Origin of the sequence: Bacillus sp. JJ1127, assembly GCF_036965845.1 — a bacterium.
Classification (GTDB): Bacteria; Bacillota; Bacilli; order Bacillales; family Bacillaceae_G; genus Bacillus_A.
This window is the reverse complement of sequence record NZ_JBALQK010000110.1, coordinates 1-24,039: the sequence shown is the minus strand read 5'-3', so window position 1 is coordinate 24,039 and position 24,039 is coordinate 1. Positions and strand designations below refer to the sequence as shown.

General features: G+C 36.4%; 27 protein-coding genes and 1 pseudogene. 1 reads left to right on the top strand and 27 read right to left on the bottom strand.

Going from position 1 to position 24,039, the window contains the following annotated elements:
• The 6 genes and pseudogenes from V7183_RS12430 to V7183_RS12405 all read right to left on the bottom strand — a co-directional run.
• A pseudogene (locus V7183_RS12430) lies at nucleotides 1-769 on the bottom strand (CCA tRNA nucleotidyltransferase); the annotation flags it as partial.
• A complete protein-coding gene (gene bshA, locus V7183_RS12425) occupies nucleotides 756-1,901 on the bottom strand; it encodes an N-acetyl-alpha-D-glucosaminyl L-malate synthase BshA (RefSeq protein WP_097897216.1) in 1,146 nt (381 codons plus the stop codon). The gene bshA and the pseudogene V7183_RS12430, both read right to left, overlap by 14 nt.
• Nucleotides 1,898-2,602: a bacillithiol biosynthesis deacetylase BshB1 gene (gene bshB1, locus V7183_RS12420; RefSeq protein ID WP_335359710.1), complete on the bottom strand. Its 705-nt coding sequence runs from the start codon at nucleotides 2,600-2,602 to the stop codon at nucleotides 1,898-1,900. Before bshB1 ends, bshA begins: the two co-directional genes overlap by 4 nt.
• 11 nt (nucleotides 2,603-2,613) lie before the next feature.
• Entirely contained in the window at nucleotides 2,614-3,009 is a 396-nt protein-coding gene (mgsA, locus tag V7183_RS12415) for a methylglyoxal synthase (RefSeq protein ID WP_097897217.1), read from the bottom strand.
• A gap of 15 nt (nucleotides 3,010-3,024) precedes the next feature.
• A complete protein-coding gene (dapB, locus tag V7183_RS12410; protein WP_335359709.1) occupies nucleotides 3,025-3,825 on the bottom strand; it encodes a 4-hydroxy-tetrahydrodipicolinate reductase in 801 nt (266 codons plus the stop codon).
• Nucleotides 3,822-4,166, bottom strand: coding sequence for a nucleotide pyrophosphohydrolase (locus V7183_RS12405; RefSeq protein WP_097897340.1), 345 nt, complete (start codon nucleotides 4,164-4,166; stop codon nucleotides 3,822-3,824). Before V7183_RS12405 ends, dapB begins: the two co-directional genes overlap by 4 nt.
• Before the next feature lie 187 nt (nucleotides 4,167-4,353).
• On the opposite strand from V7183_RS12405, the gene V7183_RS12400 reads away from it, so the two are divergent.
• On the top strand, nucleotides 4,354-5,235 hold the full coding sequence (locus tag V7183_RS12400) for a YitT family protein (RefSeq protein ID WP_097897219.1): 882 nt from the start codon (nucleotides 4,354-4,356) through the stop codon (nucleotides 5,233-5,235).
• 79 nt (nucleotides 5,236-5,314) lie between these two features.
• Here V7183_RS12400 and V7183_RS12395 read toward each other — a convergent pair whose 3' ends face one another.
• From V7183_RS12395 to V7183_RS12295, 21 genes are all read right to left on the bottom strand, one after another.
• A complete protein-coding gene (locus tag V7183_RS12395; protein WP_438825169.1) occupies nucleotides 5,315-5,956 on the bottom strand; it encodes a uracil-DNA glycosylase in 642 nt (213 codons plus the stop codon).
• A 310-nt stretch (nucleotides 5,957-6,266) separates the two neighbouring features.
• Entirely contained in the window at nucleotides 6,267-6,950 is a 684-nt protein-coding gene (locus V7183_RS12390) for a zinc metallopeptidase (RefSeq protein WP_097897220.1), read from the bottom strand.
• Between the two features lie 102 nt (nucleotides 6,951-7,052).
• A complete protein-coding gene (gene ypjB / locus V7183_RS12385; protein ID WP_335359708.1) occupies nucleotides 7,053-7,841 on the bottom strand; it encodes a sporulation protein YpjB in 789 nt (262 codons plus the stop codon).
• Between the two features lie 105 nt (nucleotides 7,842-7,946).
• Nucleotides 7,947-8,633, bottom strand: coding sequence for a lipoprotein intramolecular transacylase Lit (lit, locus tag V7183_RS12380; protein WP_097897222.1), 687 nt, complete (start codon nucleotides 8,631-8,633; stop codon nucleotides 7,947-7,949).
• 27 nt (nucleotides 8,634-8,660) lie between these two features.
• Nucleotides 8,661-9,251 carry a DUF1405 domain-containing protein gene (locus V7183_RS12375; RefSeq protein ID WP_097897223.1) on the bottom strand — a complete coding sequence of 197 codons (591 nt, stop codon included), beginning with the start codon at nucleotides 9,249-9,251 and terminating at the stop codon, nucleotides 8,661-8,663.
• 235 nt (nucleotides 9,252-9,486) lie between these two features.
• Entirely contained in the window at nucleotides 9,487-10,254 is a 768-nt protein-coding gene (qcrC, locus tag V7183_RS12370; RefSeq protein WP_097897224.1) for a menaquinol-cytochrome c reductase cytochrome b/c subunit, read from the bottom strand.
• A gap of 44 nt (nucleotides 10,255-10,298) precedes the next feature.
• Entirely contained in the window at nucleotides 10,299-10,973 is a 675-nt protein-coding gene (gene qcrB / locus V7183_RS12365) for a menaquinol-cytochrome c reductase cytochrome b subunit (protein WP_097897225.1), read from the bottom strand.
• Nucleotides 10,974-11,486, bottom strand: a complete 513-nt coding sequence (qcrA, locus tag V7183_RS12360) for a menaquinol-cytochrome c reductase iron-sulfur subunit (protein WP_097897226.1) — start codon at nucleotides 11,484-11,486, stop codon at nucleotides 10,974-10,976. It abuts the gene before it with no gap.
• A 138-nt stretch (nucleotides 11,487-11,624) separates the two neighbouring features.
• Nucleotides 11,625-12,086, bottom strand: coding sequence for a YpiF family protein (locus tag V7183_RS12355; RefSeq protein ID WP_335359707.1), 462 nt, complete (start codon nucleotides 12,084-12,086; stop codon nucleotides 11,625-11,627).
• Nucleotides 12,087-12,249: 163 nt separating this feature from the next.
• Nucleotides 12,250-12,786 (bottom strand): ReoY family proteolytic degradation factor, encoded by a 537-nt coding sequence (locus tag V7183_RS12350; protein ID WP_097897228.1) that lies wholly within the window; start codon nucleotides 12,784-12,786, stop codon nucleotides 12,250-12,252.
• A gap of 74 nt (nucleotides 12,787-12,860) precedes the next feature.
• On the bottom strand, nucleotides 12,861-14,123 hold the full coding sequence (locus tag V7183_RS12345; RefSeq protein WP_097897229.1) for a tetratricopeptide repeat protein: 1,263 nt from the start codon (nucleotides 14,121-14,123) through the stop codon (nucleotides 12,861-12,863).
• 123 nt (nucleotides 14,124-14,246) lie between these two features.
• Nucleotides 14,247-15,524: a 3-phosphoshikimate 1-carboxyvinyltransferase gene (gene aroA, locus V7183_RS12340; RefSeq protein WP_335359706.1), complete on the bottom strand. Its 1,278-nt coding sequence runs from the start codon at nucleotides 15,522-15,524 to the stop codon at nucleotides 14,247-14,249.
• Between the two features lie 138 nt (nucleotides 15,525-15,662).
• Nucleotides 15,663-16,763: a histidinol-phosphate transaminase gene (hisC, locus tag V7183_RS12335; protein ID WP_097897231.1), complete on the bottom strand. Its 1,101-nt coding sequence runs from the start codon at nucleotides 16,761-16,763 to the stop codon at nucleotides 15,663-15,665.
• 188 nt (nucleotides 16,764-16,951) lie between these two features.
• Nucleotides 16,952-18,043 carry a 3-dehydroquinate synthase gene (gene aroB / locus V7183_RS12330; protein ID WP_335359705.1) on the bottom strand — a complete coding sequence of 364 codons (1,092 nt, stop codon included), beginning with the start codon at nucleotides 18,041-18,043 and terminating at the stop codon, nucleotides 16,952-16,954.
• Nucleotides 18,043-19,215 carry a chorismate synthase gene (gene aroC / locus V7183_RS12325; RefSeq protein ID WP_335359704.1) on the bottom strand — a complete coding sequence of 391 codons (1,173 nt, stop codon included), beginning with the start codon at nucleotides 19,213-19,215 and terminating at the stop codon, nucleotides 18,043-18,045. Before aroC ends, aroB begins: the two co-directional genes overlap by 1 nt.
• A gap of 293 nt (nucleotides 19,216-19,508) precedes the next feature.
• Nucleotides 19,509-19,955, bottom strand: a complete 447-nt coding sequence (ndk, locus tag V7183_RS12320; protein WP_097897234.1) for a nucleoside-diphosphate kinase — start codon at nucleotides 19,953-19,955, stop codon at nucleotides 19,509-19,511.
• 125 nt (nucleotides 19,956-20,080) lie between these two features.
• Nucleotides 20,081-21,043: a heptaprenyl diphosphate synthase component II gene (gene hepT / locus V7183_RS12315; RefSeq protein ID WP_097897235.1), complete on the bottom strand. Its 963-nt coding sequence runs from the start codon at nucleotides 21,041-21,043 to the stop codon at nucleotides 20,081-20,083.
• A 31-nt stretch (nucleotides 21,044-21,074) separates the two neighbouring features.
• Nucleotides 21,075-21,788 (bottom strand): demethylmenaquinone methyltransferase, encoded by a 714-nt coding sequence (locus tag V7183_RS12310; protein ID WP_097897236.1) that lies wholly within the window; start codon nucleotides 21,786-21,788, stop codon nucleotides 21,075-21,077.
• Between the two features lie 30 nt (nucleotides 21,789-21,818).
• Nucleotides 21,819-22,574 (bottom strand): heptaprenyl diphosphate synthase component 1, encoded by a 756-nt coding sequence (locus V7183_RS12305; RefSeq protein ID WP_335359703.1) that lies wholly within the window; start codon nucleotides 22,572-22,574, stop codon nucleotides 21,819-21,821.
• 241 nt (nucleotides 22,575-22,815) lie between these two features.
• The gene (gene folE / locus V7183_RS12300) at nucleotides 22,816-23,385 is read right to left on the bottom strand and encodes a GTP cyclohydrolase I FolE (protein WP_026591201.1); all 570 of its coding nucleotides are present in this window, start codon (nucleotides 23,383-23,385) and stop codon (nucleotides 22,816-22,818) included.
• Nucleotides 23,386-23,506: 121 nt separating this feature from the next.
• A complete protein-coding gene (locus V7183_RS12295) occupies nucleotides 23,507-23,779 on the bottom strand; it encodes an HU family DNA-binding protein (protein ID WP_001043860.1) in 273 nt (90 codons plus the stop codon).
• Nucleotides 23,780-24,039 lie beyond the last annotated feature (260 nt).

Sequence of the window (24,039 nt, the reverse complement as noted above, 5' to 3'; positions counted from 1 at the left end):
AATATAGGAAAAATGCCCATGCCTCGATATCAGTTTCAAAAGAATCCCAGTTATATTGAGCCGCCCTCAAAATTTTCTCTTCTGACATTTGTAAATACGGTAAATGAGTAAATAGTTTCGTTTCTACTAACTTTTGAAGCCCCTTTACACAATACGTACCCGTCAATAACTTTTCAAACTCAACTGTAATTCTTTCAATCGCTATATGTTCAAGTAAATGTCCATACATTTCAATGGCACACTTTGTTTTTTCTTCTAAGGAGAACCCTAACGTACTAACAAAACGAATACCACGCATCATACGCAGTGCATCTTCTTGAAAACGGTCCGCGGCATTTCCAACTGTTGCAATTTCTTGCTTATGAATTGCTTCTTGTCCCGCAAATAAGTCAATGATTTTTCCTTCTTCAGTCATCGCAATCGCATTCATAGTAAAATCTCGTCGTTTTAAATCTTCTTCTAATGAACGAACAAACTGAACACTACTTGGTCTGCGAAAATCTTCATAATCACTCTCTGTTCGAAATGTTGTCACTTCATACGGAACACCATCTTGGACAACAATAACAGTACCGTGTTCAAGACCAACAGGGACGTGCCTTGGGAATAAATGCATCACTTCCTCTGGAAGAGCTGATGTTGCAATATCAATATCGCCAATCGGTCTATTAATAATGAAGTCACGTACACTCCCACCAACAAAATACGCCTCATGCCCATGTTGTTTTAATGTCTCAATAATTGCTCCAGCTTGTTTAAATCGTTTCATTTTTGTCATCCCTTAACATGTCATAATAAATCGCCTCATATTGTGAAACGATTTTTTCCGAACGAAATTGCTCATATACAGCTTCCATTGCTTGCTCTGCCATATTTCGATGGTGATTCTCATTCTTAAGTAGCTGTATCGCTTGTTGTGCTATCCCTAGCGTATCACCGACTTCGCATATATATCCTGTTTCACCATGTTTAATAACCTCTGGAATGCCTCCAACTCGTGTTCCAATACATGGCACACCACACGCCATTGCTTCTAGTAAAACAAGACCAAAGCTTTCTTTTTCTGATAAAAGTAACATTAAATCACTCATTGCAAGAAGCTCTGCAACATTATCCTGTTTTCCTAAAAACAAAACGTGTTCTTCAATATGTAAACTTTTCACCAACTGTAAAATTGTACAGAACTCTGGTCCATCACCAACAAGTAGTAACTTCGCATTGACTTCCTTTACAATTCTAGCGAATGCATGAACGACATCATGTACACGCTTGACCTTTCGAAAATTCGAAATATGAATCAATACTTTTTCATCTTCTCGTATGCCATACTCTTTCTTTAATTGTGACATATCTCTCTTAAAATAAACACGCTCATCAATAAAATTATATACCGCCTGAATCTCTTTATTTGGCTTTACAACTTCATTCGTTTCTTGAATTAACGAGTGAGATACAGCCGTAACAACATCAGATTGTTCAATACCAAATCGTATTAAATTATTTAGAGAAGGATCTGAACCGAGCACAGTAATGTCTGTTCCATGTAACGTTGTAACAATTTTAATATTGTCTCCTATCATTTGTTTAGCTAAATATGCACAAATCGCGTGCGGTATTGCGTAATGCACATGTAAAATATCAAGATTTTCTCTTTGCGCAACTTCTGCCATTTTACTTGCTAATGCTAAATCGTACGGAGGATATTGAAAGACAGAATATTGATTAACCGTTACTTCATGAAAATAAATATTTGGATATACTTTATTTAAGCGAAATGGGACACCTGATGTAATAAAGTGAATTTCATGACCTCGTTCAGCTAATTGTTTTCCGAGTTCCGTTCCAACAACTCCAGAACCACCCACAGAAGGATAACATGTAATACCTATTTTCAATTTCATTTACATCCCCCTATTAAATCAGTATGTAATAAAACTGGCTTCTTACTCATAAATCCCTCGGCATACATAACTCCAACTTCTTTTCCAAACATTTTCTCACGAGCGATCACTGTTTCAACATATCCTTCAGTTAAAGGTGTCTTAACACCATCACTTCCAGTTGTGAACTGACTTTCATATGCTTCTAATGCTGCTACCTTTTCAGAAAGATGGTCACTAATATCAATACAGAAATCCGGTTTATGAAAACCATTAATCATATAATAATAAAAAGATTGCACACGATGTGGCGGAATTTCTGGCATATATTTACGAACACCCGCTGAAAATACAGCTTCTTCCACAAGTTTTGCACAATTCGCATGATCTGGGTGGCGGTCTTCATAGTATGGTGCAAAAATTAGCGTTGGCTTATATGTACGAATAATCTTTACAATTTTACGTATATATTCTTCTTTCATATACAAACCACGGTCCGGCATTGCTAAATTAATCCGCTTTTCAACTCCCATAATACGAACAGCTTCCTGAGCCTCTTCTTTTCTTAATTCCACCGTTCCGTTTGAAGATAAATCAGCTTCCGTTAAATCACAAATGCCAACTTTATATCCTTGTTTCGTATACTTTGCAATGGTGCCTGCCATGCCGATTTCAACATCATCGGCATGAGCACCAAACGCTAATATATGTAATCCACTCATAATTGTTCCCCTCATTTTCTTAACTTTCGATAGTCTAAATCTCCCCGATCTAATGCATGCATTAACATTTCAGCACTTGCCATGTTCGTCGCAAGCGGGATTGCATACACATCACATAAACGAAGCAATGCATTTACGTCTGGCTCATGTGGCTGTGCTGTTAAAGGATCTCGGAAGAAAATCACCATATCTAAATCATTTTTTGCAATCATTGCACCAATCTCTTGATCACCACCAAGAGGACCAGATTGATATCTTGTAACAGCTAAACCTGTCGCCTCCATAATACGAAGACCTGTCGTTCCCGTTGCAAAAAGTTCATGTTTTTCAAAAATTAATTTATATGCGTATGCGAACGAAACCATATCATCTTTCTTTTTGTCATGTGCAATTAAGGCAATCTTCATCAATTGTCTCTCCCTTTAGTCGATAATATTTTCTAAGCCGTATACAAGATGATCAAGATTCATCACTGTTTCAATCGACAATTTGACCCCTGACATAAATGACGCTCGATTGAATGAGTCATGACGAACTGTTAACATTTGTCCGTCACCGCCAAATAACACTTCTTGATGGGCAATAAGACCTGGTAAACGTACGCTATGAATGTGAATTCCATCTACGTTTGCACCACGTGCTCCTTTTAATTGCTCCGTTTCATTTGGATGACCTTGTTGTTTTGGTTCACGGTTTTGACGGATTAAGTCTACCGTTTTCACAGCTGTTCCTGAAGGGGCATCCAATTTTTGATCATGATGTAATTCAATTACTTCAACATCTTGGAAATATTTCGCTGCCATTTGAGAAAACTTCATCATAAGTACAGCACCAATCGCAAAGTTTGGAGCAATAATTGTACCTACTTGTTTTTCTTTCGCCGTTTCCGTTAAATGTTGAAGCTCTTCTTCTGTAAATCCAGTCGTACCGATAACAGAACGAAGACCATGTTCAACAGCAAGCGTAACATGCTGCTTCCCTACTTCCGGTGTTGTTAAATCTAATAATACATCCACTTCTACTTCATTTAAACAAGTCTGTAAATCAGCATAGATTGGCGTATCTAATGCTGGCATTCCAGGTAAATCTGAAATTTTCTCTCCGCCATGCTTATAATCAACTGCTGCTACTAATTGAAAATGCTCTGTTCTCTCCATAAGAAGAACGGCTTCATGTCCCATACGTCCTCTTGGTCCCGCAATAATTACTTTAATATCTTTCATACCTCTTTCTCTCCCTCTTCAATACGTGTCCAACGATCTTTATCACGTGTATTAAATTTATTCATTACAATGTTATGTGCTGTTTCTAAATCAATATGTAAACTATTTGCCATGCAAATCATAACAAATAATACATCTCCGAGTTCTTCTTCAATTGTTCGCTCTTTTTCAGTCGTTTTCTTCGGTTTTTCACCATAGTAGTGATTCACTTCTCTTGCAAGTTCACCCATTTCTTCTGTTAAACGAGCCATCATTGCAAGTGGACTAAAATAACCTTCTTTAAATTGACTAATATATGCATCTACTTCTTTCTGCATATCTTTCATCGTTTTTTGTTCCATGTTATTCACCTCTAATCCTTCCTCTTTCATGTTAGCCAATTCATCGCGATTTGACAAATATTATTCTACCTTCCTCCCTATTTGCCACGTTTTTTTGGATAGACTATAATAAAGTGAAACTTTCTTTTGCTGTGTTTTACCGTTTTAGCGGAGCAATATAATTATTACATATTAGGGGGACTTCTACATGAAAACAAACTTGAAGATTCAAAACATTATTTTTATTTTAATTGGTTCCGCTATTTTCTCTTTTGGCATCGTAAATATCAATATTGAAAACCACTTAGCAGAAGGCGGATTTACAGGCATTACGTTATTATTATATTTTCTATTTTCACTTGATCCTTCTTATACAAATTTAATCTTAAACATTCCTCTGTTTTTCGTCGGTTGGAAATTACTCGGCCGGACAACTTTCTTATATACATTAATCGGAACATTTAGCGTCTCCTTATTTCTATGGATTTTTCAGCGTTATGAATTATTCAATTTACATTTAAACTTACAAAACGATATGACACTAGCAGCACTGTTCGCCGGGGCATTTATTGGGATTGGTCTTGGAATTATATTCAAATATGGCGGAACAACTGGTGGTGTCGATATCATTGCAAGGCTAGCTCATAAATATATTGGCTGGAGCATGGGAAAAACAATGTTTATGTTTGATGCTGTTGTCATTTTCATCTCCATCCTTACATATTTATCTTATCGCGAAGGCATGTATACATTGGTTGCTGTCTTTATTGGCGCAAAGGTTATTGATTTTATGCAAGAAGGAGCTTATGCAGCAAAAGGGGCAACCATTATCTCAGATAAAAACGACGAAATTGCTGCCAAGATTTTATCCGAAATGGAGCGCGGGGCAACCTTTTTAAAAGCTGTTGGTTCCTATACAAAGATTGAGCGAAACGTACTTTATTGCGTTGTTGCAAAAAACGAAATCGTAAAATTAAAAAATATTATTACTTCTGTAGATCCTCATGCATTTGTTGCAGTAAGTGATGTACATGATGTGGTGGGTGAAGGATTTACACTGGATGAGAATAAAAATCCGTTACATAACTAAACATGCCAACGACAGAAAACTAGAAAAGCAATCGAACCCGATAAGCTTTTCTAGTTTTTTAATACTTCTAGAAAGATATCTACCATATGTACTTCCTCAACTTTTCTAAATCATCATAAATGAATTCCAACAAACTTCTATTATAAAAAATAGAAGCCGGATGAAAAGTCGGAAAAATATTATATACTTTCTCAGTCCATACAAATTCCGTACCTTGATGATTTTTTAACTTTTGTACTGGCTGCTGTAATAATTCTCCGTGAACATCCGTAATCTTTTTATCCCGTCCAACCAAACGCTTTAATGCAATATTCCCAAGCGTTACGATAACCGGTGCCTGAATTTGTTCTAGTTCATAATCTAACAAAGGAGCATGTGCAAGTATCTCTTTTTGAGTTGGTGTTCGGTTATATTTTTTCTGACTAACTTGTCCATTTCGTTCTCTTTTCTCTCTCCAGGTATAGGGACGGCTTCGAACCGCACTCGTAATGTATACTTCTTGCCTTGTAATACCAATGTGCTCTAAAAATGTCATTAGCTGCTTCCCTGCTCTTCCACTAAATGGAATACCATTATGAATTTCCGTTTCTCCAGGTGCTTCCCCAACAAGCATCAATTTGGGATTTTTGGGACCCTGTCCACATAAAAATCCCTCTAGTGCATAGTTAGTACTACGCTCTTTCACATGCTGTACTAATGAATCTGGATATTGCATTTCCATCACCTTCACTTATCATCACTTGATCTATACTTATTATAACTTTCGCATTAAATTTCATTACACTACTTTTTATTTATCAATTTAAGGTAATACACAAATAAAGGGATGTTGATCATTTGCTTTAAAAAGAAAATTGCGACATTCATATAATGTAATGTATACTATTTCATGGCTTTAAATACAAGTCTACAGGAAATTTACATTAGAATTTGGTCCAACAGTTAATATGAACTTACAAGATACTACCAAAGGTCAAACGGTTAAATTTGAATTACCAAGATAAAAAAAAGACTATCGAAATCGATAGCCTTTAATCATCACTACGCTGCATACCCGTATACACTAGTACTAAACGAAGTAATTCAAATACCGCCACAGCCGCAGCTGCCACATATGTTAACGCCGCTGCATTCAATACTTTACGAGCTTGCCCATATTCATCTGTTGATACAATTCCAAGTGCTTCAATTTGCTGCATCGCACGTTTAGATGCATCAAACTCAACCGGTAATGTAACAAGTTGGAAAATCACACCTGCTGCCATTAAAACAATACCTAATAGCAACAATTTTGTCATCGTCGCAAATATACCAATCATTATAAAGATCCATGACATATTCGATCCAAAGTTCGCAATCGGAACTAGTGAATGGCGAATGCGCATAAAATTATAATCTTTCGCGTCCTGAATCGCATGTCCTACTTCATGAGCCGCTACAGCTGTTCCTGCAACAGAATGGCCATAATAGTTATCTGTAGACAAGCGAACCGTCTTTGCTGTTGGATCATAGTGATCTGATAAATGACCTGGTGTTTCTTCTACAGCAACATTGTACAAACCATTTTCATCTAGAATTTTTCGAGCTACTTCCGCTCCTGTCATACCTGATGTGGAATATACTTGTGAATACTTACTATAAGCACTACGTACTTTAGACTGTGCATACAACGGTATGATCATAATGATCGCGAAGTAAATTAAATAAAACATCATGAACCTCCAGTAAAGTCGTAATTATTAATACTTCCCATTCTATTTTCTTCTTTAAACATTGTCAATAAAGAAACCTTACAATCCTTGCCTTCATTTACAGTGTTATCGATTTTTAGAATGAAGACCACTTTTACGCTTCGCCTTCTCACCTTTGTATTTTCTCCACCCTACATATGTTAATGTGAATAAAATAATCCCTCCTGTAATTGTCATAAACCAAATAAGAGACGAATCTACTTCATCTTTCTTTACCGTTTGAAATATTTTTTGTAAATCTCCTTTAATGATGCCTAATTGCGTTTGCCCACTTTTATTTTTCAACATCATATTACGAAATTCATCCAAATACGATAAGTGTGCATTCACACGCTGCGATTGATTCTCTGGTAGCGCAATCATTAAGCTCGGATAAATAATATCAAATTCATGCAAAAATGTATTTAACGATTGTTGAAAACGCTCATCGTCTTCCTTCTTCATTGCTTTTTCCACTTTAGCAAAAGCGCCCATGACCCGCTCTTCTCGCTCCATCCAAAGAGGTTGAAATTTAGATACCTCTGCATCTACCGCCAATTGCAAGGCTAACACATCGTCTATCTTCATCTGTCTATCTAAACTTTCCTCTCCGAGAGATTGTTGGGCTTTATCATATGCTAAAGAAATGACTCGAAAATGCATCGGTGTTATTTTCTTTTCTTGTACATTCTCCTTTAACACAAATTGCTCTGAAAAATGTTGTAACACTTGTATTGCTTTTTCATCTTCTTTTTGTTTGACAAGCTGCAAAGAATCATCTAATAACCCTGTTAATTCATTCCATTCTTCAGCATATATACGTACTGGAAACAATATAAGCAGAAATGCTATCATTCCAATTAATGCTTTCTTCATTCCGGTCCCCCCTATAACTACTAGTACAAAATATGTTTAGGTGGACAAGAATAGAACGAAGGCGAAAAATATTTCATCCCAATTGGGAAGGAATACAGTTTCACTTTATGAATAAAGTTTTTTCGCGGAAGATTTTCTCTTCTTTACTAAATATCGATACAAGCCATAACAAAAAACACTTCCACATAAAATCAATATTAAAATTACACATGCTGCATGCATAAAAAATTGTTCTGGTAACATTAAAATAATAGGATCTGTTTCACTATCAAATTGCCAGTAATCATTACTAAACAAGAGCTTATGAAATAATACAAAACTCTTTTCGAAATCAATAGCAATTGGTAGGGTAAGCGCTATCGGAAATATAATTGTGAGAATTGCACCATATAATAAAAATCTCACTTTTCGTTTACGTAATAAATACCACCCGCCCAGTAAAACGATCCCGAGCGCCATACACATTGCATATTGAATATTCACTAAAATATTTTTCACATCTACAAAATGGATTCTTCCATTTGTAGACATATCCAGGGTAGGGAACTGTAATGACCCATGATAAAAAGGAGAAAGATATGTAATTAGTACATCATAGTTCTTCTTAATCTCCAGCTCTGTCATATTAGCCAAATCTGGTATATTTAAAAAGTGTATATCTGCATAATATAACCATTTCCCATACACAACAATTGTAGTTGCAATCGCAAAAATAGAAAATGCTATACAGTATGCAACGATAGAATTTATAAAGCTATCTAGCATTCTTATCCCTATCTTATTTTCATTCATTTACTTTCCCCAATTCTTCATTTAAATTTATAGCGAAAATTGCTTTCGATTCTTTCTTAAGCAAAAATAATATGTAACCCCTAACACAGCGATACTCAACCAAAACGTAAAATAACCGATTTGCTCTACGAACAAATGCATAATTCCATATCTCGGCATTTGCCAAAATAGATAATCAATCACATCATTATGTAATGTCCATACACCCGCTACAATAAAATGCCACTTTTTTATACGGTAAAATGGGGCATACAGTAAACCTTGTATAGCCATTGCAAGATGAGAAAGAACTAACATATAACTCATAAATCCAAGATGCCCCTTCACCACAAACATAATACCATTGACAACAACAGCCCAAATGCCATATTTCATTAAAGAAATAATCGCTAAAGCTTCTACTAATCCCCAATTTTTATTTTGCAAAAAAGCAAATAAAACAAACACAAAAAAGAGACTTGCTATAGGACTATCGGGAACAAACGGCCAAAATATGAGTGAAGTTTCCTTAAGTTGATTTCCATACCAAATAAATCCATAAATCGTACCTAATATGTTGATAACTAATAAAAATAATAAAACTGAACGTTGCCTTAATATCGCATACAAGTAAGCCAATTTGTATGTACAACACCTTTCAAACAAAGTAATTCCCTATCATAAAATGCAACTTTAATCAGCCCACACGAATCGAGCTGTTACAGGCAGTTTATCTCTCACCTAATTTCTTTTGCTGAACTTTGAGGTGGAAGTATTACTGCTCGCAAATAGCGAGATAAAAAATTCCTACTCTATTATAACAAAATTCCTCTTATAAATAACGAAGTCGACTGCAAAATTGCAGTCGACTTCGTTATTTTTTATTGTACTTTGTAATGAATTCTGAAACCTTTTTCAGTTCCTCATCTGTGCCTTTAAATACCCCTTTAGGCATGGCACCTTTTCCATCTTTTGCAATCTTTGCAATTTCTTCTGGTTTTAACGTTAAGTTTTGTAGTGCTGGTGCTGCTGCACCACCTTGTAAGTTATCACCATGACATGTCAAACATGTATTTTTTTGCATCAATTTATAACCTTCCTCATTCTTATCAACTGGTGTCGTTTTTACAATTGCCCCCTGTTTTTTCGCCGCCGCCCAATCATGATGTGCTACAGATTCCCAAGTTAAGAAAAAGATAGATGCAATTGCTAAAAGCATAAATCCAGTTGCCACAGGGCGTTTCAGTGGACGCCTTTCTGGTCCACGATCAAGAAACGGCGCCAACATCAATGCTCCAAACGCAATCCCTGGCATGATAAACGCACCGATCACAGTAAATGAACCCGATGCATATGAGTACTTTAAAAGCTGATACAGAAATAAGAAATACCAGTCTGGAAGTGGTATATATCCTGCATCTGTAGGATCCGCCATTCTTTCAAGTGGTGACGGATGTGCCACTGTTAAACATAAATAACCGATTAAAAAAACCGCACCAACCATCCATTCTTTTAACAAGAAGTTTGGCCAGAATGCTTCTGTTTTCCCTGGGTATTCGGAATAATCTTTCGGAATATTTGGTTTCCTAGCTACAGGTACTCGAGAATCTCCTACAAACTTCATCCCTTTGCCACGATGCATAATCTCCCTCCTTTAGTTCTTTTCCCCTTTAATTTAGTAATCTCTTATAGTGGACCTGAAATACCTTGTTTGCGAATCATAATGAAGTGGAAGGCCATTAAGGCTAGAAGTGCTGCTGGTAAGAAGAAGACGTGAATAGCAAAGAAGCGAGTTAGTGTTTGAGCGCCAACAATTTCGGAATGGCCAGCAAGTAGTGTTTTAATATAAGGACCAATAAGCGGTGTTTGCTCCGCGATTTGAATCCCTACTTTTGTTGCAAATAATGCTTTCATATCCCACGGTAATAAATATCCGGTAAAACCAAGACCTAACATAACAAAGAAAATAAGAACGCCAACAATCCAGTTTAATTCACGGGGCTTTTTATAAGCACCTTGGAAGAAAACTCTGAGTGTATGTAAAAACATCATGACAATTACAAGGCTAGCACCCCAATGGTGCATACCGCGAACGATTTGTCCATATGCAACTTCATTTTGTAAATAATAGACCGATTCCCAAGCATTTTTAATATCTGGTACATAATACATAGTCAAAAACATTCCTGATAAAATTTGAATAACAGTAACGAAAAATGTAAGTCCTCCAAAGCAGTAGACGAATGCCGAAAAATGATGCGCTGGATTGACATGTTCGGGCACCTCATGGTCAGCAATATCGCGCCATATTGGTGTAACATCTAACCGTTCATCCACCCAATCATAAATTTTATTTAACATCTATTTCGCACCCCCTCGTGGCTTGGCTTTTCCTAAATAAAGCGTTCCATCTTTCACTTTAGATTCATACACATCCAACGGAGCAAGAGGTGGTGTTCCTTTTATGTTGATACCATCTTTTGTGTAACGTCCCCCATGACATGGGCAATAAAATTGATTAGGATGTGCCTTATCTGAATTCCAGTTAACCGTACATCCTAAATGTTTACAAACTGGAGAAAATGCAACAATGTCTCCGCTTTCATCTTTATGCACCCAAGCAGATTTCGGTTCCTCAGACTTATACCATCCATCAACCTGCTTTACCTTAAAGTCGAAGCGTTTTGGTTCTGTCGTAATCTCTTTTACTTGTGCAACAGCAACCATCTCCCCCACTGCTTCTTTCCTTAATACTGGATCAAGTGCAAAGCGCGTCATCGGCATTAAAATCCCAGCTGCCATAAAGCCTCCTACACCTGTAAGTGTGTAGTTTAAAAATTGTCTTCTTGACACACGGTGTTCTTTCTCGCCCACGAAAATTTCCCCCCTCTATCAGAAATTGTCCCCTCGTGAAAAAGCCATATAAAAAATAAAAACTAGGACACTATCATGATATAATACCCACATGCACAGGTCAATATCATACTACTCATAATAATGAGAACTATCTATTTATTTTGTATTTTCCCACTTTTCTGTTAATTTTTCCATTATGTTTTTGACATGTGCATGAATCACCTCTCGTTTCGCTTGATCACTAAATTGTTCTAATGATAAAGCTGGTAACCAAAATAATTGACCTGTCAATGTATCGATTGCTTCTTTCCAGGAAAAATCACTTGTGACGTAAGCGATATGTTTCACCCCTTGCTCTTGTAAATGATTTGTCCATTCTTGCAAACGATCTTTCTCCTCCTGCTGCTTTTCTACTAAATAAGTAAATGCGGGTAATAAAAGCACTCTTCCCTTATATTCCCTTTCTAACTCCATACTCAGCGCCTCAATAAATTCCCCTTGTTCTACAGCCATTTTCATCTCTTTGGCTACTGAAATTGAAAGAAGGGGTATAATACCTGTATCTACATACTCTCTCGCTTGTACAAATTGTTCCGCATCTTTTACAGCCCATTTCAACTTTTCTCCCCCCTTTGCGTAAATACCCAAACAAATGTCAGAACTTTCACTTTATATCTATTAAACCATACTAAAACGAGTAAAAAAAGAAAAACTACCTATATTAGGTAGTTTTTCTTTACACATTCGGAGATTTGTCAAAATTACACAGTACAAATATCTCTTACAAAGTTTTCAATTCTGCTGTTAACTTACAAAAAGCTTCCTTATCCTGATTGTCTAGCGCTTCATCAATTTGTTTTAAAAGACGCTCTCTTCGGAATGAAAATACACTCTCTTCTAAAAAACGCTCTGCAAGTAGACGATCTTTTTCATTCACTTCAATATGCTTTGGCAAGTATGGATTTTCTTCTAACACTGCTACATAATTTGCATTTTGGAACGATGATTTAAAATTAAGTTGAATATAAATATCCTCATCCCGATTTAAACGAATGTCATGAAATGATTTTTCTGCATCTGTCGTCATAACATTTTGTTTAAAAAAGTGAAACGGTGTTTCTTTTACACAATTTGCTGACATAACCAAGCCACGTGGACAATATTTTGCATGTTCTACGAAGTGAACTTTATGCATTAATTGATCGTGACTCATTAAATAATTTAAAATCCATACACATTCACGCTGTTTCAGTTGATAATTATTTAAAAACCATTTCACAAAATCCTTCTTCTCGTTTACAGAAACAGGGGTATTCATAGCGCTTAAGTCCCTCCTCTGTCTTTCTTTTTTCTTATTTAGATTCAAGAAGCAGCATTCAGTTTCCTTCCAAATTATGAAAAATCCTCTAAATTATATAACAATTCTTCAATATGAATTTGTGTCGGATCCAGTTGTATTAAGCGTGTAAATACTTCTTTTGCCTCTTTTCGCAAACCTTCTTCTAACAAGAAGTAACCGTACTCTTCCAAGAAATCCGGATGATTCTTAAAAGAAGTATATGCACTTTCATAGTGTTTTAATGCATCTGAATACATTTCTAATTGTTTTTTCGCAAATGCAAGATCCCAAAGTAACTGTGTATCTTGTTCCCCACTATCAATTGCATTTTCTACAACCACAATTAGCTCTTCATATTTTTCTTGTTCCTTTAAGATATAAGCATATTTTAATATTGCCCCTAAATGTCCTGGATCTAATTGAAGCGCTTTTCGAAGAACTTCTTCTGCCTCCGCCAATTTACCTAGCTTTGCCGCAATATTTGCTAGTTCTACATAAAGTGGTACGGATAGTTCATCTATTTTAATTCCATCATGAAGTGTTTCGTAACTTTCTTGAAGCATTCCTTCTTTTTCATAGCATTTTGCTAAATACATATACAATGTTGCATACTCTGGGTCTAATTCTTTTAGTTCTTGCCAAGCCCTAATTGCTCTTTGATATTCTTCACCTTGATAAAGTGTAAATGCATAACCGAATAAAGAATGAATGTCTTTTTGCTCTTCTAACCCTTCTTCATAATAAGTAATCGCTTCTTCCCAGTTTCCAATCGCACTTAACGTTTCAGCTAGACGAAGAGCAATCACAACTCCTCCCATTACCTTGTGTTCAGAAAGTAATGATTGGTAATAAGCAATCGCCTTTTGTTCTTCACCTTTACTGCTATATAATTCTGCAAGACCAAATGTAATAACAGGCTCTTCTGGCATCATTTCTTTCGCTTTTAATAACTTTTGTTCTGCAACATCATCAAAGCCTTGCATTTGGAACAAGTCCGCAACAAGCAATAAAGATTGAACATAAAGCTCATCATCTTCAGGAATGTCATGAAGTACCTCAATTGCCTCATCTTCTCTATCTAAATCAATATATAATTCTGCTAAAAATATCGTAAATTCACTTTCTTCGGGATATAACAAACGTAAATCTTCTATAATTGCTAACGCTTCATCCATGAATCCTAGCGTATGATAGTAACGAGCAATATCATATTTCTCCTCGTCTGTTCCTTGCTTCACTTGTTCTTTTAATTGCTGTAATCCTTTTTCTACCTCACCATTTTCAATATAAGAAACAGCTTGTTCAAACTTTTGCATAAATATCTCCTTTAATTCTAATAATATTCTCGTCTATTCATTTAATCATAAACAACTGTTGCCTTGTAAGCAACTAAAAGGAAGGAGAAAAGAATCTTCTTCAATAGAAAAAGATTCTTTTTTTCACAGAGATTCCAACTGCTCAAAAAAGTTTGGATAGGATACAGCAACCGCATCACTACCTTTTATTTCTACTTCCCCCTCTACAATACAAGAAGCAACTGCGAGCATCATACCAATACGATGATCCCCATGACTATCAACCATACTTCCTTGTAATTTCTGATTCCCATAGATAATCATACCATCTGATGTAGCTTCAATTTGCACACCTAGTTTCCGAAGCTCTTTAACCACTGTATCGATGCGATTCGTTTCTTTTACTTTTAGTTCCTCGGCATCCTTAATGATTGTTGTTCCTGTTGCCTGTGTTGCTAGTAAAGCAATAATAGGAATCTCATCAATTAATCTTGGAATAAGAGAACCACCGATCTCTATTCCCTTTAACTTAGAAGTTTCAATTGTAAGATCTCCACATGGCTCAAGCTCTTCATTTCGAATATTATGAATAGAAATACTTGCTCCCATTTCTAATAAAACATCTAGAATTCCTGTTCTTGTTGGGTTTAGGCCAACATTTTTTAATACGAGTTTACTATTTGGAACGATTGCACCAGCCACTAAGAAAAAGGCCGCTGAGGAAATATCGCCTGGAACTTCAATTTCCGTTCCGATAAGAGATTGGCCACCTTGCAATGAAACTGTCCGATCATTCACATCTACTTGACATCCAAATGCACGTAGCATTCGCTCCGTATGATCACGTGATTGTAACGGCTCAGTTACCGAAGTTACTCCTTCTCCTTGTAAACCAGCAAGTAAAACGGCTGATTTCACTTGCGCACTTGCTACAGGGGAATAATAGTGTATCCCTTTTACAGCCCCTCCTCGAATAGATAATGGTGTATATTGTCCATCTGCCCTGCCATCAATTTGTGCATTCATTTCGCGAAGAGGGACTGTAACACGTTTCATAGGGCGTTTTCCAACAGATTCATCCCCAATTACAACACAATGAAAAGGAGTATTCGCCAAAATACCGAGCATGAGACGAATGGTAGTCCCTGAGTTTCCCACATCTAGTACCTCTTTCGGTTCCTGTAACTCATCTAATCCTTTACCATATATAGTAACATCGTTTCCATTTTGTTCAATCGTCACACCTAGCTTCCGAAAACACGCAATTGTACTTAAGCAATCTTCTCCTAATAAGAAGTTTGAGATTTTTGTTGTTCCTTCCGCTATTGCCCCAAACATCACAGCACGATGTGAAATAGATTTATCTCCAGGGACAATTATCGTTCCATTCAAGCCCTTTTTCTGCCTTATGAATCCTGTCATTTTTTTATCCTCCTCATATATGAATCATCATACGTACTATTGTTCTCATATACTGTCTCTCTCTATTGTACAGCTTTCCTTCTTTACCGTGCAAACAAACGAAGAAAGCGACTCCTATAATGGGAGCCGCTACCATTTTTAAGAATATGTTTCTTCTTTCTTTACAAGTTCCGTAAGCAATTCAATTATTTCATCATTCTCTTCTTTCAAACCGACCGTAATCCGGATACCATCCGGTAAACCAAATGCTGCACCAGAGCGGACGATATATCCTTTTTCCATCAATCTCTCAAATGCTTCATTACCCGGAATACCAATTTTTAAGAAGATAAAATTCGTTTGGGATGGATAATAGAATACATCGTACTCTTTACAAAATTTATAATATTGATTTAATCCTTCGGCATTCTTTTTTACACATTCTTGTAAAAACTCTTGGTCTTCTATTGCCACTGCCGCTACAGCTTGTGCGACAGTTGACGTATTAAATGGTAATCTCGCTACTTCTAACTTCTCCATTAATTTTGCATTCCCTACAGCATAACCAATTCGGAACGCAGCTAATCCATAAGCTTTAGAAAACGTGCGCAGCACCATAAGGTTTTCATATTTTTTAAGAAGCGGTAATGTTTGTGGATAATCTTCAGCTCCTGCATATTCATAGTATGCTTCGTCCATGATAACAAGCGCAGACTTGGGAACTGCTTCTAAAAATGAAAGTAATTTTTGCTTTTCTACATATGTACCTGTTGGATTATTTGGATTACAAATCCAAACGATTTTCGTTTTTTCATCGACTTGCTCAAGCATTGCATCTAAATCATGAATCCCATCTTTTAATGACACTTCACGAACTTCGGCACCTTCAATTACGGCATGGTGATAATATTGTGAAAATGTCGGATTCGCCATTACAACATTTGTATCTTTATGTAATAAGGCACGACTAATCATTTGAATGACTTCATCTAAACCACTACCAAACAAAAGTTGTTCTGGTTTCACATGAAGATGCGTTGCCACCTTTTCACGAAGCTCAAAAGCTGCGCCATCTGGATATAAAGCATACTGCTTAACTAACGAAGTTAAAGCTTCTGTCACACGACTCGAACAGCCAAACGAGTTCTCATTCGATGCTAGTTTTACAATCTTCGATAATCCATACGCTCTCTTTACTTCTTCAATATTTTTGCCAGGTACATATGCTTTCAAAGTTAACAACTGCTCTTTTACTCTCATTTTTCTTCCCCCAGTCATTTTGTTAAGTTAGGTTGCAATATAAAGAATTTCTATCTCGAAATTCTTTATATTGCAAATTTCTCTCATAACCGTCATCATCACTAGAATATCTTTGCATAATCATCCAGTACTATCTCTTTCACAAAATACATTCGTAGTTGTATACAAGTCGGGAATTACACGCGAATTTAAGCGGATGCCATATCCTTTTGAAATGCTGCTAACGCAACGTGAACGGTCTTATCTGAAATAGATACGACGTTCACTCCCCCATATTCCTGCATAAGTACCATATGAATTGTCCCCGCGCTTGCTTTTTTATCTTGTTTCATTACTTGTACAAGACGGTCTACATTCAAATGACTTGGCATATCGGGATAACCATACTGAGAAAACCAATGTTTTATTTCTTTATAAGCAAGATCAATCTTATAAATTTGCTCACTTAAAAATATGGCAAATAACATACCAATTACAACCCCATCACCATGTGTGATGTTACCGTACCCCATCTCTTTTTCAAGGGCATGTCCTAATGTATGTCCAAAATTCAAATGAGCACGTACACCTTTTTCAGTTTCATCTTGCGCTACAATATTCGCTTTCACAGGGATCGCTCGTTTTAATATATAGATTAATTTATCATCTCGTACATCTTCTAATGTCTTCACTTCACTCTTTAACCAGTGATATAATTCTACATCACCGATCAAAGCATGTTTTATGACTTCAGCAAATCCCGAACGCCACTCTTTTTCCGGTAACGAATTTAAAAAAGGTGTATGATACAGAACCGCTTCTGGCTGATGAAATGCGCCAATCATGTTTTTTCCTAATGGATGATTAATTGCAACTTTTCCACCAACTGCACTGTCATGCGCCAATAACGTTGTCGGGACTTGGATAAAGCGAATACCGCGCATAAATGTCGCTGCAACAAATCCAGCTAAATCACCGATCATTCCGCCGCCCAGTGCAATAACTAAAGAGTTACGATCCATCTTATTTTCAAGTGCAGACGTATGTGCCGCATAAAAGTTCTCGAAAGATTTCTCTTTTTCGCCGTTAGGAACAATAAATGAAAATACTTTTTGTTCTATTTGTAAAGCATCCATAACTGTCTGTAAATGCAAGGAAGCAACAGATTCATCAGAAATTATCATTACATTAGATACAACCGGTTTCATATTTTGAACAAGCATTGTTAAATGTGACAACACATCTTTTCCAACATATACATCATACTCTTTTGATTTCGTTTGAATATGTATGTTCTCCATTAAAATCCCCTCGCATATTCATTATGTTTCTCAATATTTTCACGAATACAATCCATACGATCTACTCCAAACTGCTCAATTAAAGCTGTCGCTAATTCCCACGCAACAGCTGCTTCAGCTACAACGCTAGCCGCTGGTACAGCACAGCTATCTGAGCGCTCAATACTTGCAGTAAAAGGTTCTTTCGTATCGATATCAACACTTTGAAGAGGTTTATATAATGTCGGTATCGGTTTCATGACACCGCGCACAACAACGGGCATTCCTGTTGTCATACCACCCTCTAATCCACCCGCGTGATTCGTTTTTCTTGTATACCCGTTTTCTTTATCCCAAAGAATTTCATCATGAACTTGACTGCCCGGTCTATGCGCAGCTTCAAATCCAATTCCAATTTCTACACCTTTAAAAGCATTAATGCTCATAACTGCCGCTGCTAATTTTGCATCTAATTTTCTATCGTAATGCACATAGCTACCTACCCCAATCGGCATTCCTTCTACAACAACTTCTACAATCCCACCAATAGAATCACCATTTGCCTTCGCATCATCAATAGCTTGCATCATTTTTTTACCTGCTTCTTCATCTAAACAACGCACAGGAGATGCTTCCGTAATGGTTTGTAATTCTTCAATAGAGCTGTATGTAAGTTTTTCTGCTCGTACACCACCAATTTCCACAACATGTCCAGCAACTTGTATGCCTAATTCAGCTAAAATCTTTTTAGCGACAGCACCAGCTGCAACACGAACTGTCGTTTCACGTGCCGAGGATCGTTCAAGTACGTTTCTCATGTCTCGATGGCCGTATTTAATCGCACCATTTAAATCAGCATGTCCAGGTCTAGGCTTTGTAACTTGTCTTTTCATCTCTTTTGCTTCTTGTTCTGTTAGAGGCTCTGCTCCCATAATCTTTGTCCAATGTGTAAAATCACGATTTTCAACAACAAGTGCAACTGGAGATCCAATTGTTTTTCCATGTCTAACACCGCTAACAATTTGCACTTGATCTTTTTCAATTTGCATTCGTCTTCCGCGGCCGTATCCTTTCTGTCTTCGTGCTAATTCTTCGTTTATATCATCCGCCACTAAAGATAGTCCCGCTGGAACCCCTTCTAAAATCGTTGTAAGTTGGGGACCATGAGATTCACCAGCTGTAATATATCGCATCGGTCATTCCTCTTTTCATATATATTTTTCACGCTATGTAAAAAACGATTATCTCTCATAATTCTATAAGAAAATTAAAAATTTATGTAGTAAATAAGCTTCCTGTTTTACCACATTTTTCATTGGCCTATCATATTGATTTGCCATTTACTTTAAGTATCAATATATCACAACCAACCTAGCTTCGTAACCAATTGAAATTTAAAAAAAGTGCAAGAAGAATAATTCTATTCTCCTTGCACTTTTCACTATTATCACAATGATTAAAGCGTTTACAAATTATCTTGAAATAATTAGTAAATCCATTGATTCATTAATTTTGAGTAGTCTACTAATTCTTCTTCTTTGAAGAAGATACCAATCTCACGTTCTGCACTTTCTACAGAATCAGAACCATGAATAATATTTTTCCCAACTGTTAAACCAAAATCGCCACGAATTGTACCTTGTGCTGCTTCACTTGGTTTTGTTTTACCCATCATGTTACGAGCAGTATTTACTACATCCTCACCTTGCCATACCATCGCAAAAACAGGACCAGATGTAATGAAATCTACTAACTCACCAAAGAAAGGTTTTTCTGTGTGCTCAGCGTAATGTTTTCCTGCAATTTCTGGAGTAACTTGCATTAATTTCGCGCCAACTAATTGAAAGCCCTTTTTCTCAAAACGAGCTACAATTTCCCCAATGAAAGCACGTTGTACACCGTCTGGTTTTACCATTAAAAATGTTTTTTCCATAAAAAATCTCTCCACTTCTAAATTATGTATGTAATTGTACATCCCCACACACATATTAACACCCTTATCATAATTGTGCAATATTTTTGAAATAGAGAGATTATTTTATTTTTAAGAACAAACCATTAAAATTTTCTTTTTCCAATATACTTTGCAACATTTTGCAAAGCATATTTTGCCTGCCCGCGCGGTAATGGTTTTATTACTTCTAATGCTTTATGTAAATAACGTTCACTAAATGCGAATGCTTGATCAATTGCTGGACTCATTTTAATCGCATGAATAATTTCTTTCATTTCACTTGCCGTTGTATTTTCATGAACTGATACAATTTTTTCACGAAGCTTTGGATCCTCCATAGCATACAAAGCTGGCAGCGTAACATTCCCCTGCAACAAATCGCCTCCTGCAGGCTTTCCAAGCTTTTCTTCTGTTGAGACAAAATCTAAAATATCATCAATAATCTGATAAGACATACCAACAAAATACCCATACCAAAACAAACGCTGTACAGTATCACGATTCGCACCTGAAGCAATTGCTCCTAACTGACAACTCGCAGCAATCAACAACGCTGTTTTTCTCTTTATTCTTCGCAAATATGTTCTTAAATTTTGATCATAGTTATACTTGTCTTTAATTTGTTCAATTTCACCTTTACACACTTCCAAAATCGTGTAAGATAAAGCTTGATGAGCTGCTGGAACTTCTAAATTCGTAATGCACTCAAGAGACTTCGCAAACAAATAATCCCCTGTATACATTGCGATACGATCTCCCCATTTCGCATTCACCGTCGCACTACTACGTCGCAAAAGTGCTGCGTCAATCACATCATCATGAACAAGGGAAGCCATATGAATGAGTTCTAATGCAACTGCCACATGCTTAATTGCATCTAACTTATAGTCCCCAAACTTCCCTGCAAGCAATACAAAAACAGGGCGAATTCGTTTCCCACCAGCCTCAATGAGCTGTAACGCCGCCTCTTCCACTAACTGCTGCTCTGAGGCAACAACCTTTTTTAATTCTTTTTCTATTACATTAATATCCGATCGTAAAAAAGAGTACATAAGTTGTAACTTCATATTGTTCACCTTAACCTAAAACGTCTTTTTTCTATTTTGATTCGGGTTTAAACCCTAAATGCATAGCTGCTACCCCAAAAGTAAATGGTTTCACTTGCACACGCTCAAGTCCAGCAGCTTCAAACATATTTGCTAATTCTTTCATCCCAGGGAATGTGCTAGCGGATTCCTGAAGCCATGAATATTCCTTATAACTTTTTGCAAACATCTTTCCAAACAACGGCATAATATATTTAAAATACAATATATACATTTGACGGAAACCTATCATCGTTGGTTGTGATGTTTCTAAACAAATCACTTTTCCACCCGGCTTTACCACGCGAGTCATTTCTTTTAATACATGCATATAATCTGGAACGTTACGCAATCCAAAACCAATTGTTATATAGTCAAATGTATCATCTTCAAACGGAAGCTCCATTGCATTCCCATGCATAAGTTCTACATGTTTTAATCCTAAAGCCTTTACTTTTTCCTTACCAACAGATAGCATATTTTCACTAAAATCTAAACCATATACTTTTCCGTTTGGACCAACAGCATTAGCAAGCGCAATTGTCCAATCCGCAGTTCCACAGCACACATCTAATGCCTTACTACCAGGTTTTACATCCATAATTCGCATTGTTTCTTTACGCCATGCTTTATGTCTTTGAAAACTAATAACCGAATTCATTACATCGTATTTATCAGAGATTTTCTCAAATACGTCATGTACTCTTTCTTCTTTTGATTGCTGCATGCTCTTACCCTTCTTCCAATATAAAATTGCTTATGTTCTCAATTTGTCTTTTAAAGTAGAAACTATACCGTCAATTTCTTTATGACTTTGTAGAAATGTATGTTCTTGTTTGTTCATTTCTTCTAACCACTCTTTAAAGACGGTTTCCACGTTTCTGTCATCATCATTTGATAGAGTTGCTTGAACCGCTTGAAAAACAGGTACATTTTGTCTTTCAGCATGCAATTGATACTCTCTTTGAAGACGATTTCTCCCTAATACATACGCCATAAACGACTTCCAATGCGGTAAATGAAAATGGTCACATGTTTTCTGCAGAAGTGCTGATTCAATCATCATCACACTTTCAATGACTTCATCAACTATTTGATACTCCTTCTGATATAACATAATTTTATGTTCATTAATTTCTTTGATTCCTTCAGCAAGTGCACGAATAAGTACAATATCACAATTCATTGAAAGTAAATAATAATACAAGCCACTATAATAATCACCCGCAAGGACTGTGAGTTGACGACGCTTATGAAATCCACTTGTTTCTTTATCCGCTTTATTTGATACCTTTTCATGTGTATCAAGAGCAATTTGTACAAGCATAATCGTTACCACATAGTGATCAATCTGTTCTTTATGTAAATTTGCACTCTTTAAAGCAGCATATAAAAGTACTACTTTTTCCTCATCAATAACTGGTTCTTCAATATAATTTATAAAATAAGGATGGCGCAGTTTTGCTAGCAACTGCTCCTTTATACCCGCATACCCTCCGTAGATGTCACACACAAAAATCACCCTTGTTTTCTAATTCATAAAACTTATTATAACACATACAGTCTATTTTCTATAACCAAAACTTGGTTGATTCAAACAAACTGCAAGTAAAGCCCTATATACACAATAACGTGAAACTGTAACTAACAAGTTTTTTCTAATCTCCATTACTTGTTATCTACTGTCAATTAGTGGTATTATTTCCAAAAAATAGCAAGATAAATAAAAAAGAAAAGCAGTTTCCCGCTTTTCTTTACTTCGTCTTAATAAAAGACAAAATTTCACTACGTGCTGCTGCATCATTTTCTAATACGCCACGCACTGCTGTAGTTACTGTTTTTGCACCAGGTTTTTTCACACCGCGCATTGTCATACACATATGTTCTGCTTCCACAACTACCATCACGCCATGTGGTTCTAGTACTTCCATAATAGAATTAGCTACTGTTGATGTAATACGTTCTTGAAGTTGTGGACGGCGTGCAATTGTATCTACCGTACGAGCTAACTTACTTAAACCTGTGACTTTTCCACCACGTGGAATATATGCAACATGAGCAACTCCATAAAACGGAACAAGGTGATGCTCACACATCGAATAAAATGGAATATCTTTTACTAATACAAGCTCTTCGTGATCTTCTCCAAATACTTTATGCAGGTGTTCCTTTGGATCTTCATGCATCCCTGAGAATACTTCTGCATACATCTTTGCAACACGTTTTGGTGTATCAAGTACTCCCTCGCGATTTGGATCGTCTCCAATTGCCTCTAAAATAAGGCGCACTGCTTGCTCAATTTGTTCTAAATTAACTTTTGCCATCCGCTAGCCCTCCCGAAAAACCTAAAAGTGATACGAACACATTCTAGCATATTTATGATTTTAAAAGCAAAAAGAAGAGTCTCCAAAAAGGAAACTCTTCTTCCCTGTTAATATGTAAGGATTATTTAACCGCATCTTTTAACGCTTTACCAGGTTTGAATGCAGGTACTTTGCTTGCAGCGATTTCAATTTCCTCACCAGTTTGTGGGTTGCGTCCTTTACGAGCCGCACGCTCACGAACTTCGAAGTTACCGAATCCGATCAATTGTACTTTATCACCTTGTTTTAAAGCTTCTAAGATAGAATCAAAAACAGCGTCAACTGCTTTTGTTGCATCCTTTTTAGAAAGGGAACTTGCTTCTGCAACAGCATTGATTAAATCTGTCTTGTTCATGCCATTCACCTCCTCCCAAAGATAGGACTGTATAATGATCATAAAATGAGTCTTACTTTCATTTGTAGGCAATTTTTACAAATTCTATACTACAAAGATGTAGATAAATCATTATCAACGCCTATATTATACGATTCTCCTGTATAATTCAATATTTTTAAAGAAATTGTTACCTCGAAAATGTGAAAAACTGATGAAACTTGACAATATGCAACAAAGTATTAGATAATTGCTATTTATTTTTCCTATTATTCACTACA

What these genes read in the sequence shown, in the direction of transcription:
- V7183_RS12405 (WP_097897340.1), bottom strand. Translation starts at nt 4,166, where the DNA reads ATGGAACAAAAAACGATGAAAGATATGCAGAAAGAAGTAGATGCATAT.
- hisC (WP_097897231.1), bottom strand. Translation starts at nt 16,763, where the DNA reads ATGAGAGTAAAAGAGCAGTTGTTAACTTTGAAAGCATATGTACCTGGC.
- V7183_RS12345 (WP_097897229.1), bottom strand. Translation starts at nt 14,123, where the DNA reads ATGCAAAAGTTTGAACAAGCTGTTTCTTATATTGAAAATGGTGAGGTA.
- hepT (WP_097897235.1), bottom strand. Translation starts at nt 21,043, where the DNA reads ATGAAGTTACAACTTATGTACTCTTTTTTACGATCGGATATTAATGTA.
- mgsA (WP_097897217.1), bottom strand. Translation starts at nt 3,009, where the DNA reads ATGAAGATTGCCTTAATTGCACATGACAAAAAGAAAGATGATATGGTT.
- V7183_RS12295 (WP_001043860.1), bottom strand. Translation starts at nt 23,779, where the DNA reads ATGAACAAGACAGATTTAATCAATGCTGTTGCAGAAGCAAGTTCCCTT.
- aroC (WP_335359704.1), bottom strand. Translation starts at nt 19,215, where the DNA reads ATGCGATATATTACAGCTGGTGAATCTCATGGTCCCCAACTTACAACG.
- qcrC (WP_097897224.1), bottom strand. Translation starts at nt 10,254, where the DNA reads ATGCATCGTGGCAAAGGGATGAAGTTTGTAGGAGATTCTCGAGTACCT.
- bshB1 (WP_335359710.1), bottom strand. Translation starts at nt 2,602, where the DNA reads ATGAGTGGATTACATATATTAGCGTTTGGTGCTCATGCCGATGATGTT.
- aroB (WP_335359705.1), bottom strand. Translation starts at nt 18,043, where the DNA reads ATGGAGAACATACATATTCAAACGAAATCAAAAGAGTATGATGTATAT.
- bshA (WP_097897216.1), bottom strand. Translation starts at nt 1,901, where the DNA reads ATGAAATTGAAAATAGGTATTACATGTTATCCTTCTGTGGGTGGTTCT.
- lit (WP_097897222.1), bottom strand. Translation starts at nt 8,633, where the DNA reads ATGAATGAAAATAAGATAGGGATAAGAATGCTAGATAGCTTTATAAAT.
- V7183_RS12390 (WP_097897220.1), bottom strand. Translation starts at nt 6,950, where the DNA reads ATGATGTTTTATTTAATTTACTTCGCGATCATTATGATCATACCGTTG.
- V7183_RS12310 (WP_097897236.1), bottom strand. Translation starts at nt 21,788, where the DNA reads ATGCAGCAATCAAAAGAAGAAAGAGTACATGACGTATTTGAGAAAATC.
- V7183_RS12400 (WP_097897219.1), top strand. Translation starts at nt 4,354, where the DNA reads ATGAAAACAAACTTGAAGATTCAAAACATTATTTTTATTTTAATTGGT.
- dapB (WP_335359709.1), bottom strand. Translation starts at nt 3,825, where the DNA reads ATGAAAGATATTAAAGTAATTATTGCGGGACCAAGAGGACGTATGGGA.
- ypjB (WP_335359708.1), bottom strand. Translation starts at nt 7,841, where the DNA reads ATGAAGAAAGCATTAATTGGAATGATAGCATTTCTGCTTATATTGTTT.
- folE (WP_026591201.1), bottom strand. Translation starts at nt 23,385, where the DNA reads ATGGCAAAAGTTAATTTAGAACAAATTGAGCAAGCAGTGCGCCTTATT.
- qcrB (WP_097897225.1), bottom strand. Translation starts at nt 10,973, where the DNA reads ATGTTAAATAAAATTTATGATTGGGTGGATGAACGGTTAGATGTTACA.
- ndk (WP_097897234.1), bottom strand. Translation starts at nt 19,955, where the DNA reads ATGGAAAAAACATTTTTAATGGTAAAACCAGACGGTGTACAACGTGCT.
- V7183_RS12395 (WP_438825169.1), bottom strand. Translation starts at nt 5,956, where the DNA reads ATGGAAATGCAATATCCAGATTCATTAGTACAGCATGTGAAAGAGCGT.
- aroA (WP_335359706.1), bottom strand. Translation starts at nt 15,524, where the DNA reads ATGACAGGATTCATAAGGCAGAAAAAGGGCTTGAATGGAACGATAATT.
- V7183_RS12350 (WP_097897228.1), bottom strand. Translation starts at nt 12,786, where the DNA reads ATGAATACCCCTGTTTCTGTAAACGAGAAGAAGGATTTTGTGAAATGG.